The sequence below is a fragment of the Ruegeria aquimaris genome, assembly GCF_025751555.1.
In the GTDB taxonomy this organism is placed as follows: Bacteria; Pseudomonadota; Alphaproteobacteria; order Rhodobacterales; family Rhodobacteraceae; genus Ruegeria_B; species Ruegeria_B aquimaris.
In genome coordinates this window covers 18997-30612 of the sequence record NZ_JAOWLB010000031.1, presented here as the reverse complement: position 1 = coordinate 30612, position 11616 = coordinate 18997, and the positions used below count along the sequence as shown (strand labels likewise).

7 protein-coding genes are annotated in these 11616 nt (G+C 60.9%); 4 read left to right on the top strand and 3 right to left on the bottom strand.

The genetic code is table 11. The features are described 5' to 3' along the window. The 4 genes from OE747_RS23230 to OE747_RS23215 form a co-directional block, all read left to right on the top strand. On the top strand, positions 1-960 hold a 960-nt coding region (locus OE747_RS23230; RefSeq protein WP_318527334.1), incomplete at its 5' end, for an MBG domain-containing protein. Between the two features lie 10 nt (positions 961-970). Next, a complete protein-coding gene (locus tag OE747_RS23225; RefSeq protein ID WP_263830837.1) occupies positions 971-2896 on the top strand; it encodes a caspase family protein in 1926 nt (641 codons plus the stop codon). A gap of 408 nt (positions 2897-3304) precedes the next feature. Then, the gene (locus tag OE747_RS23220) at positions 3305-4216 is read left to right on the top strand and encodes a hypothetical protein (RefSeq protein WP_263830836.1); all 912 of its coding nucleotides are present in this window, start codon (positions 3305-3307) and stop codon (positions 4214-4216) included. A 108-nt stretch (positions 4217-4324) separates the two neighbouring features. Further along, on the top strand, positions 4325-8224 hold the full coding sequence (locus OE747_RS23215; protein ID WP_263830835.1) for a tetratricopeptide repeat protein: 3900 nt from the start codon (positions 4325-4327) through the stop codon (positions 8222-8224). Between the two features lie 11 nt (positions 8225-8235). On the opposite strand, the gene OE747_RS23210 is transcribed toward OE747_RS23215, so the two are convergent. The 3 genes from OE747_RS23210 to OE747_RS23200 are packed head-to-tail and all read right to left on the bottom strand — an operon-like array spanning position 8236 to position 11509. Beyond that, positions 8236-9123 (bottom strand): class I SAM-dependent methyltransferase, encoded by an 888-nt coding sequence (locus tag OE747_RS23210; protein WP_263830834.1) that lies wholly within the window; start codon positions 9121-9123, stop codon positions 8236-8238. 5 nt (positions 9124-9128) lie between these two features. Next, positions 9129-10217, bottom strand: coding sequence for a TfuA-like protein (locus tag OE747_RS23205; protein WP_263830833.1), 1089 nt, complete (start codon positions 10215-10217; stop codon positions 9129-9131). Continuing rightward, entirely contained in the window at positions 10214-11509 is a 1296-nt protein-coding gene (locus OE747_RS23200; RefSeq protein WP_263830832.1) for a YcaO-like family protein, read from the bottom strand. The genes OE747_RS23205 and OE747_RS23200 overlap by 4 nt, the downstream gene beginning before the upstream one ends. Positions 11510-11616 lie beyond the last annotated feature (107 nt).

Genomic DNA, 11616 nt, shown 5'->3' with positions numbered 1-11616 from the left:
GTGCCTTATGCCATCGTGGCCTCGGACGCGCTGGGCACGGGGCTGGAGAACTATGCGATCTCCTATGTCGACGGGGCGCTGACGGTGACGCCCGCACCGCTGGTGGTGACGGCGCTGAACCAGACCAAGATCCAGGGTGAAGAGTTCGTGTTCCAAGGAACCGAGTTTTCGGTATCAGGGTTGGTTGTCGAAGGAGACAGCGTCAACAGCGTTCAGTTGACCAGTGCGGGTGTCGAACCCGGCGCACTGGCTGCGAATAGCCCGTTTTCCATCGTGGCGGCTTCGGCCGTCGGCAGCGGCCTGGAAAACTACGATATCTCGTATGTCGATGGTGCGATGACGGTGGATGCGCCTGTTGACGGTGTGCCACGGCCGCCATTGGTGGGCGACACTGGGCTGCCGAACCCGACGGATGACATCCGTGTGCTGTTCACGGAAGGAACGACAATCGGGGGCGGTACCAGCACAACGGGGCTGACGAAGCAGACAGCGCTGAAGACGTTGGGAGATGTCCGGGTCATTTCGGACCGACTGGTTGTTGCGGCCGAAAGCTGCCAGCAGGGCAGCAACGATGTCAGCCGTTACCTCGCCTGCTTGTCGGATGCGCTGAACAGCTTTGCCGGTGAGCTTGATGATATCACGGCGGATCTGCCGCCGGGTATGGAAAACGTGGCAACCATCATCCGCGATGCGAGGTCTGACGTCGACCGGAGCCGCGCACGGGCGGAGCGGCGCCTTGCCACGGCAACAACGGATGCCGAGCGTGAGGCGATCCGGCGTGATGCGCTGGCCGAGGCCAGAACGGCACTGGACAACGCGGCGGGTGAAATCCGCAAGGCGATCGCTCTGGTCCGGGTCGAAGACCCCGAACTGGCGGGTATTCAGCGTGCGACGATCACAACTGTGGCCGACTCCCTCGAAACGGTTGGTATCCAGCTTTCGCGGGTTTCGGATCTGTGATGGGGACGTGATGCGAACCCTGATTGCGGCATTCGCCGGTCTGCTGTTCCTGATGACGTCCGGTCTTTGGGCCGAGACCCGGGTTGCCTTTGTTCTGGGCAACTCGTCCTACCGCCATATCGAACCGCTGAAGAATCCCAGGAACGACGCGCTCGATTTGACCGTGGCGCTCGAAGGGCTGGGTTTTGACGTGCTCATGGGGGGCGACTACAGCCAGGCGGATACGCGGGACGCGATAGAAAAATTCAGCGCGGCGGCGGAAACGGCCGATGTCGCCTTGTTCTTCTACGCCGGACATGGGTTCCAGATAAACGGGCAGAACTACCTGGTGCCGACCGATGCGCGGATCTCTTCGCCCGAGGACCTGCAAAACCAGACCGTACCGCTGGCGCGTGTCGTCGAAGCGCTCGAACGGTCCAAAGGGCTGAAACTCGTTTTTCTGGACGCTTGCCGCGACAACCCGTTCGGTGTGGCCGGGGCCGGGCTGCCCCAGGTGGGCAGCGGCCTTGCGCGGGTGGGGACCTCTGCCAATTTCATGTTCGCCTATGCGACGCAACCCGACAATGTGGCTTATGACGGCACGGGGCGGAACAGCTTCTTCACCCAGGCGCTTCTCGACCATATCTACACGCCGGGACAGGACGTCTCCGAGTTGATGATCGCCGTCCGGCGCGATGTTCTGGCCGCCACCGGAGGCCGCCAGATCCCTTGGGACAATTCCTCGCTCACGCGCGCGTTCCAGTTCGACCGCAATCCGGTGACCGTATCCGAAGAAACCATGCTGTGGCAGGTCGCGATCGAAGCGAAGAATGATGCGTTGATGCAGCTCTACATAGATCGCTACCCCCAGGGCCCGCACGCCGAAGATGTTCTGGCCTATTTGCAGACGGGCACACGGACCCGCGCGCTTGAGTTTCGCGACGAAAGGGCGGAGGCCGAGCGTCTTTGGACCCTGGCCAGACGGAGCAGAATGCGACCGCTGCTGGAGTTCTATCTGGAACGGTTTCCCGAAGGCGAACGCCACTCCGAGGCAAGACGGCTGCTTGAGTTGCTGCCTAACGCGGAAGACAGCACGCCAGAGGCGATATGCGAAAGGTTGGCGACACATCCCCGTGATGCGACCGCATCGGTCCCCGGTGTTCCGTTCGATCGTCTGGCCCAGAACACTCTGGCTGCGATACAAGCCTGTTCCGCCGCATCCGTCCAATCGCCAGATCTGCCTCACTATACCGCGCTGCTGGCGCGGGCGACGGCCGCTTCGGGGGACTTGGCGCGGGCGGTCCAACTGTATCGCAGTGCCGCCGAACGTGGGGATTTGCGGGCGATGGTGAGCCTCGCACAACTGACTGAAAGCGGCAATGGCATTCCGCAGGACACCGAAGCCGCTTTCGCCTTGTATGAACGGGCGGCCGAGGCGGGCAGTGCCGATGCAATGATAAATCTGGCGGTATCGCTGTTCCAGGGGGGACGGGGACAGCAGGACACGGAGCGGGCCATTTCCCTCTTGCGCAGGGCCGCCGAGGTCGGTTCGGCGAAGGCTGTGTTCAACCTTGGGGTTCTGGCCCAGGACGGTGTCATAGATACGCCGGAACTGGCCTTGGACTATTTCTTGCGCGCGGCGCGCGAGGGCGAGTACGAGGGCTATCGTGCGGCGGCAATCCTGTTGGATGAGGGGCGTGGCGTGTCCCGTGATTTCAACAGAGCCGCCAATTTGCTGTTGCGTGGCGTGGCCGAGGATCGCGGAACGCTGTTACAGCAACTGACCACTGCCACCAGCGAGTGGTCGCCAGACACCGTAAAGGCAATCCAGCAAAAGTTGCGGGCGGCGGGGTACTACTCTGCGGCAGTGGACGGATTACCCGGACCCGGTTTCGAGACAGCGCTGGTTCGCTGGCGCAACGGGGGCTTTAACGCCGAAGTCCTGGCCGCGAACTAGTTCCATTGCGAAACCGGCATCAAGCGGAGCGCCCGAGGCAGCACTGTATTGCCTGCGCCGCGTGCCAGGCTGAACCGATGTGTCGCGATCGCTTGCATAGCTTGCTCGTCGCGCCCGAAGTCGTATCCGGTCGGATCAATACCGAAAACGCGATGACAAGCGCATGAAACACCTCGGTCATGGCCTGGTTCGATCCCGGTATCCCGGGCCGTCGACGATTTTCGGACTCGGGCCTACCGACACCCCGTGGCTTCGCGGAAAATTGTGAGAGAAACTGACTGCAAAATAGTTTGGAATTTGTTAACGTTATCCTCATCACGAGTTGCCGTATCGGGCCGATTTCCAAGTTGCTGAGCGTTCCGGTGCGATCCGGTGGGGTGTAACGATTTACCAGGGGAGAGAACTTCGATGACTTTAGGTGATTCAGATCATGACATCCTGCATCCACTGGATTGCGCAGAATGGCATTTGTGGTCATTGCGCATTTCCAAGATCATTGCGCGGGCCTGGACCGACAAGGCGTTCAAGGCGCAATTGATCGCGGATCCTGTCAGTGCACTGAAAGACGCGGGGCTGGCGGTTCCCGCAGGAGCCGAAGTCGTGGTGGAGGAAGGCGCGACCGAATGGTCGATGAGCGGATCGGCGTTGAACCGTGTCGACAAGCTGGTGTTGCCGCTGCCTCCGGTACCAAAGATTGATGCCGTCCTGAAAGCATGGGCTGACGGGGAGACCGGTCATCCTCCGATCGTTGCCGGTGACGGTACTGTGGCGTTCTCCGGCGTTCCCGCCATCGAGGATAGTGCCGCGCGCCGGGTTGCCGAAGCACGCCGCGTCGGTGAGGCGCGACGTGTCGGTGAAGCACGCCGCGTGGGCGAGGCAAGGCGGGTCGCCGAGGGGCGGCGCGTTGCCGACGACGACGGATCAATGGTCGTCGGTTCTGCGGCACGCAGGGTGGGCGCCGCCAGACGTATTGTTGACGATGCCGACTTCGAAACTTCGGACGCCGTCGCGCGCCGCGTTGCCGAGGGCCGACGCGTGCTTGATGATTGGGACGAGGGCGCGGCGGATGCCGAAGCGCGTCGCGTGACCGAAGGGCGGCGGGTCGCCGAACCCGGGATGCCGGAAAGTGACAGCGCGGCGCGGCGCGTGTCCGAGGATCTGAGCCCGTCCGAGGGGCGTCGCGTTGCCGGGGATCCCCCTGCCGAGACACCGCCCGCGTCGGATGCCCGCCGTACAGCCGAAGGGCGCAGGGTTGCCAAGAATGAACCGGCGCCCAAACCTGCGGCGAAAAAAGGATCGAGGAAGCCTGGTAAAAAGTAAGTCTTGAAGGTTCCCACCATGGGGCCGGGGTAATGAACACGGGGCTTGGTGTTCACGTCGGGTGATGTGATCGGAGGACGCAATACAGTCGAACAGGATCAAGAAGCATTGATATCCAGCCCCATATCGGTCCCGATCCGGCCGCTCTGTCCCACCTTCATACTCGACCAACACAAAGCCGGGCGATCGTCTGGGTATTTCCAGGCGCTTGCCATCGATGTCGATACGTCGGGCTTTACCCGGGTGACCGACGCGCTGAGCGTGCATGGCCCTCCGGGCGCGGAGATCCTGGCCGGTATCATACGCGCCATTTTCGAGCCGATGACCTCCTGCGTGTACGAACACGGCGGGTTTGTTGCCCACTATACCGGTGACGGGTTTCTCGCCGTCTTTCCGGAAACGGCCGGTCTGGGCTCGGTCATCAATCGCGGCCTTGCCGCCGGGTGGGAGATGCGCCAGACCATCCGGTCGAGGCACACCTACCAGACCCGTTTTGGCACCTTCACCATCAACGCTCGGATCGGAATCGCTGATGGACGGGTGAACTGGCGTATTCTTGGGGACTCTTCGGGGCGGCGACATATCTATTACTTTGACGGAGCCCCCGTGGTCGATGCGGCAAGGGTCCGGCAAATGGCCGGGCCGGGCGAGTTGATTGCGGCCTCGGCGACTGCGGCCCGGTTTTCGGCGGCGACCAGAACCAAAAGCGTTCCGGGCGGGGACGCCTGTATTGTGGAAGATGTCGAAAACCTCGTGGCGCCGCTTGCTCTGTCACCGGTGCCCGAAACCAGCGATCCGCTCGTCACCGATTTCTATCCCGATGTGGTGGCAACCGCCGAAGGTTATGGGCAGTTTCGCTGGACCGCGACACTGTTCGTGCATCTGAACAGGCCGAACGAGATTTTGGAGGAGTTTGTCACAACCCTCTTCGAAGCGCATGATCTGTTTGGCGGTTTCATCAACGGTGTTACGGATGGCGACAAAGGGTGTACGGCGCTGATTTTTTGGGGGGCGCCGATCGCGACCGAAGATGATGTCGGGCGAGCGATAGAATTCGCCGTGCACGTGTCCGAGCATCTGGGCAGATCTGTCAGCGCAGGGCTGACCTATGGCCTGTCGCATGCGGGGTTTTCCGGGTCGCGGCGTCACGAAGTCTATACCTGTGCCAGCCGATACGTGAACCTTGCGGCCCGTCTGGCCTCGACGGCAGAGCCCGGGCAGATCTTGTTGGACAATTCCACCCGGGATCACGCCCTCGGTCGTTTTCATTTTGATTTCGTCGGTGACCTGGAACTGAAAGGGTTTTCGGACCCTCAGCCGGTTTATGCGCTGGGCGGACGGCGCGACGTTCATGCCCATGTGACCACCTCCGGCGAGATCGTCGAACGAAGCGCGCAGATCAAGGAACTGCTGGGCGCCGTCCGGACGATCCTGCAATCGGGCGGGGGCGGTGTGGCGGTGGTGACCGGGGGGGCGGGCTCGGGAAAGAGCACTCTGCTTTCGGTCGTTCAGCAACGGTTGAAAGAGGCGAATACGCCTCAGGAACCCTCTCCGGTGGTCATTAACCTGATACCGGAAACCGTTCTGGAGCGCCCGCTTGGCCCTTTCCAGAGAACTCTCGAAGAGGTTTTCAAACTGAGCGCGCTGAAAGACGAGGCGCAAAGGAGGTCCACTTTCCTTTCAGATTTCGACGCCCTGTGTGATCGAACCCCAGATATGGCGCTACGAGAGGAGCTTGTGTTTACCAGATCCTTTATCGCGGCGCTGTTGAATGTGCACTGGGCGGACTCGACATATGCGCAGGTCGGTCCCGAGCTTCGCTACCGCAACACAATCCGCGGCATAATCGCATTGTTGCGGGCTTTGGCAGGGCGCAATCCACTGGTGCTGATTGCTGAGAACGTGGGCACTTTTGATACGGCATCCAAAGAGATACTTGCTCTGATCGCAAGCCAGTCCGCCTTTGCTGTCGCCGTGCTTGCGAGTTGTCGGCTTGACGACAACGGTAATGTCCCCAAGGTGCCTTTCGGATCGGAAAACGTGCGGGCGATGATCCGGCTGGAAAGCCTGAGCGCCACCGGCGTTCGCCGGATCGCCGAGCGGGCTCTGAGGGCCCCTGTGTCCCAGCGTTTGGTCGACTATCTGCGGGACAAGAGTGCCGGGAATCCGCTCTACCTTGAGCAGTTGATTCTGACCTTGGGCGCCTCGGGAGGTTTCCTGCATCGGGGCAAGGGGGTGAACGCGCGAGTCGAACTGGCGCCGGACGCCGTTGCGCATCTGCCCCAGGGGTTGAGCGGTATTCTGATGGCGCGCATAGACCGATTGCCCGGGCGGCTGAAATCGGTGATCCAGGTTGCCGCCGTATTGGGCGATGAATTCGGTGCGCGGCTCTTGCGGGACATGCTCAACGATGACCGGATGGTCGCCGATGCGTTGGAAGAGGGGCAGGCGCAACAGATCTGGGTGGAACGTTCGCCCGGATATTACCGGTTCCGGCATGCGATGTTGCGCAACGCGATCTATGACATGCAACTGGTCGTGGTGCGCAGAAACCTGCATCGACAGGCGGCAAGGGCGCTGGAAAGCCTCTCTGGCGAAGATGACCTCGACCGGATGGAGGCTCTGGCCTATCACTTCGAGCAGGGGGAAATGCCAGAAGAGGCGCAGCACTACCTTCGGGCGGCTGCCGATATGGCGTATCAGAAACTGGATGCGCCAAGAGCGATCTACCTTTATCGGCGGTTGTTGAAATACAGTATCGAACTTGATCTGCAAGTGTCGATCTGTTCGCGTCTTGGGGCATTGCTTACACTGACAGGAGACTGGGAAGAGGCCGTCCAGGTGCTGGAAAACGGCCTGTCCGCCATTCTGGCAACAGAAGATCCGAGGCAGGAAATCGATATGCTGATCGTTCTTGGCGACGTCCTGCGCCAATCGGGGGATGTTGCCAGAGCGCGGGAGCGGCTGGAACTGGCCTGGGCCATCGCGCGCCGCGCAAACGATCAGGAAATGGTGGGCAAGTCGCTCAGCATGCTTGCCGGAACATACAAGTATTCCGGAGATTACCACCGCGCACAGGATTTCTATCGGCAATCGCTGGCGGTTGGCGAACGTCTCGCAGACCACAACCTGATTGCGATTTCGTTGGCGGGCATCGCCTCGGCGCATGGTCTATTGGGATCTTACAGGCAAGCCATCGAGAACAATCGGCGCGCGATCCCGATCCTCGAACAACTTGGGAACAAGCAGGAACTTGCCTATCCGATTGGAAACCTGGGGATTGATCTGTTTACCGTCGGGGAGTTCGACGAGGCGCTGGCCGTACTCGAACGGGCGCTCAAGGTCTCCAATTCGATTGGGGATCGGCCGGGGGTTTGGTTTGCAAACCATTTCATCGGCCGTGTCCATCATGAATGCGGGAAACTGAAGCTGGCCATCGAAGCCTACGAACGCGCCATGCGAGAGCGCCGCACGCTGGGTGGAGATGCCATTCCCTATGAGACGCTGCCGCATCTTGCGGCCGCCAAAGCGTCCATGGGAGATGAAGCTGACGCCATTGCCGCGCTTTCCGAACACTTGGACATGTTACAAGGCGGCGAAACGGATCATGAGCATGGGCTGACATATCTGGGTGTAGCAAGGTTCTTGAGGCAAAGATCCACCTTGCCGCCCGAAGCGCGATCAAAGCTCGATGAATTGGCCCGTCGCGGTTTTGGACCCGACCCTTTGGCATGGCTCAGGAAGGCCGAGCAAAGTTCGCGGGCGGGACGCTCTATGGGACTTGGAGCCAGAATTCGGGTCTTGGCCGAATGCGCGCAACATAGGCTGGAACAGGATCAGGATGCCGACCGAGCCACCGGTTGCCTTGCGGCCGCGTTCAAGCTCGCGTCCGACTTCTCTCTTGCCGGAGAAGGCCGTTTCATCGTTGCAAGGGCGCGCGCCATGGGGTTGGACGCCGACGCATTGCAACGGGTGCCCCCCCTCCTGTTGCCATTCGCCGAGGATTGAGGGCCAAACGGCTATTCGGCCTTGGGTGCGTTTATGCGCTTTTCGAACACCATCAATTGCATGGCCAGCGGGATTGTCGCCGGTTCGTTGCTGTACGCCTCAAACAGCTTCATCACCGCCTTTCTGACGCGGTCTCGACCTGAACTGCTCAAGAGCTTCCAAAGGTACTCGCCTTCAAGGAAACTCAGGTAGTCCCGGGAGTTCATTTTCAACAGAAGTTCAAAACTCTTAGGTTCACCTTGCAAGATCAGATCGGTATGCCGATCTGTCAGTTCGGTGAGGGCGATGGGATCGCAGACCCTTTTGTCACCGGTGGCATGAAGGCTCAGATCGGGTTGCTCATCGGCGACAACCTCGTAGATGATCTCTGCGTACATCTGGTCAATTGTACCGGGCCGGGCCTGGCCATCCACGATGATGGCGAGCTTTCCATCAGGGGTCAGAACGCGGTCGATTTCGCACAGCGTCCGTTCCAGCGGCAGCATGGTCGCAAGGCTCATATGGATGACAATGCGGTCAACCGAGCCTGAGCCGAACGGCAGGTTTTGGGATTGCGCGCAGACCAGATTGATGGCTGCGTCACCCAGACGCTGTCTTGCGCGGGCGATCTGCTCGGGTACGAAATCGACCCCGTGCAGGTTTTCCCGCGGCAATCCCAGGTCACAAAGCATCTGCAACAGCCGTCCAGAGCCGCACCCAAGGTCCAGAATGACCGGCGGCTCTCCCGATTTCGTGGGCTGCTGCGCGATCGAACATAGAAGCATGTAGCTGTTCGGCCCCAGGGTCGAAGGCACCTCGGGGAAGGACCCGTCGAAGGTCGTGTGAAAACGATAGACAAGCTCACGGGTGGTAGCGGAACCATTCCGGTCCGGACCGGCGTCGTCTGTTGGGGCACTCATACGTGTTACGGGCTCCTGAAGGTGAAACGATGCAACCGTTCAATAAATCTTTCGCCGTCATCCAGTCCGACAGTCCGGCCAAGGTCTCGGGCTGTCTGATCCGGTTTCAGACCTGCCTGACGGCAATACCGCTCCAGCACGGCCTGGTCGTCGCCCTCGCAGGGGCGCAGGCCGTCGCTTCGGTCACGGGCCATTGCTTCGCTCAGGACCGCGTCCAGCCTTCCCTCGGATCGCAAGGCGTCCACAACGTCGCTTGCCCGACCCCCGGCCCGGGCAAGCGCCAGCGATTTCGCACCCGGAAACAGATGCTGGCCATGCAGCCGGTAGAAATCGGCCAATACGCTGACGGTAATGCGGGCGTCCCCATTGCGCGCCAGGCAGGTATCCTGATCCATGAGCCGGTCGAATTTGCTGGTCCGGTTGAACGGGAATTCCGGTGTGGCCGCGTCGACGGCCGGGGCTCGGGCCATCCATTCCAGCATCTCGAGAGCGTCCAGTTTTTTCTGATCCACTCGTTCACAGCGTTCCAGCGCTGTCAGTTCCGCGTCGGAAAGCCCCAATCCTTTGCCATCAGCCAGAAGCCTGTCAAAGCTTCGTTGCCAATAGGGGGTTGCGGCACAGGCCTCCAACAGGGCCAAGGCGGTTTCCGTCGGCAACCCGTTGCAGCGAACCGCACGCTCAAGTGTGGCACGGATATTGACCATTGCCTCGCTTAGGGGGCGGTGGCCGATCTCGGATGGCGAATGGATCACTGCAACCTCGTCATCGGCCTCCAGAAATCCACTGCGGTACCATTGATAGATGCGGCCGACCCCCACCATGCCGAACGCATCCAGCTCGGCGGCGCGTAGGGCACCCATGCTGGCCGCGCCCACGACCGGTATGCCTTTGTCCAGTGCATACAGGATCTCCTTGTGCCACACGGCGGGCACCAGTTGGAAATATCCATCGATGATCCCGATGGCCCGTGGTCTGTCATTTGCAACCGAGATAATGTCGCCCTGCGAGACTGGCGGCAGGAAATGCGCGCCAAGCGCGCGCCCGGCGTCCTGGCGGGAGAGCGTGGGCCCGAGGAAGACGACGGTATCGCTCATGCCGGGTCCCCCATGCGCGGTTTGCCGTTCGTCCCCGTCGTGAACAGGTTCAACCGTTCGAGAAACCTGTCGACCCGTTTGCCCCGCGGCACCTCGTTGCCGATGGTTGGCTCGACAAGCCCGGGAACGACCACCTTGACGACCGGAATGCCGATCCGGTCCAGCGTGAGATCAACCCATGCAACCTGGTCAAAACCATGGCGCACGAGCATGTCCAGCATCGCCTCAAGGTCGAAAGACACGGCGTCGCTTGCCCAGCTTGGCACGCGGCGAAAATTCATCATCGGCCCCTTGCTTTCCAGCCAGGAAAGCCAGCCCCGGCGATTGCGCGCCGTCTGGATACTGGCGTAATCGTCGCGAAACAGATCGTCGCGCGCCCCGGCGATATAGGTCAGCCGGGATTGGACCGCCTCGGTGATCGCGCGTGACAGGGCGATACCCCGGTCGGGATGGCATCCATATCCCTGGAATGTGCCAATCGGCGCTCCGGGAAACTTGCCGCCGTGACGGTCCGAAATCGCACATCCGAAAGAGGATACCTGAAGATCGCTGAACTGGACCCATACATGCAGGTCAATTTCGGCCTGTGTGATCCGCTCCATCAACCACAGGCACAGGGGGTCGTCTATCGTATCTGGATCGACGAGGGCCGGTTCGCCGCCGAACCGGGCGCTTGCGGCCTGATGCAGGCATGTCGCGTCGCGCTCGACCACTTCGCAGAGCGCATGAAGGATGGCTTCTTCTCTTGTGTTGCCCGCGCCAAGCCCGTTGGAACTGGTCAGGAATATCCCATCCGTCGGAGCGTCGTGGCGCAAATCACAGCTGACAAGATCGCGGGGCACGCGGACCGGGCGACCGCTGATCAAGTCATGACCCTGCACCCAATGGATCGGAGTATTCGGTAACCCCTGGGTCTCGCTCCGGAGCAGGGATAGATCACGTGGATCGGTCGCGTTGCCATGGCCCAGATGCGTGAAGCTTGCTCTTACGACGTCGCCACGTGTTCTTTCGGCGTGAAACAGCTCGATCGCCTCCATCGCCGCCGAAACCCGCGCCTGTGGCAATCCGACCCCTTTGCCCTGGGACACGGACAAGGAGCGCGCATTCGGGCGGATCGCGTTGCATACGGGAATTCCAATGCAATCTAGACCGGTGACATCCGCGACCCGGGTGATTCCGATATCCGGGAAAAGCGGCTTGATTCGCGCCCACGTCGCCGTGGGATCGACCGTTCGATGTGTGCCGGACAAAAAGCACTTTTTAACAAAAGACACGTTACGCGCGGTTGGCATGAACAAACTATACGCTCATTATTCGGGGAGAGGGAAGGTATTAGGGTTCTGTTTGCAATCCTGATTTGAGTTTCGATTTCCCTCAAAAGTGGAGAGGTTGCAGTTAT

What these genes read in the sequence shown, in the direction of transcription:
- OE747_RS23225 (WP_263830837.1), top strand. Translation starts at nt 971, where the DNA reads ATGCGAACCCTGATTGCGGCATTCGCCGGTCTGCTGTTCCTGATGACG.
- OE747_RS23220 (WP_263830836.1), top strand. Translation starts at nt 3,305, where the DNA reads ATGACTTTAGGTGATTCAGATCATGACATCCTGCATCCACTGGATTGC.
- OE747_RS23210 (WP_263830834.1), bottom strand. Translation starts at nt 9,123, where the DNA reads ATGAGTGCCCCAACAGACGACGCCGGTCCGGACCGGAATGGTTCCGCT.
- OE747_RS23205 (WP_263830833.1), bottom strand. Translation starts at nt 10,217, where the DNA reads ATGAGCGATACCGTCGTCTTCCTCGGGCCCACGCTCTCCCGCCAGGAC.
- OE747_RS23200 (WP_263830832.1), bottom strand. Translation starts at nt 11,509, where the DNA reads ATGCCAACCGCGCGTAACGTGTCTTTTGTTAAAAAGTGCTTTTTGTCC.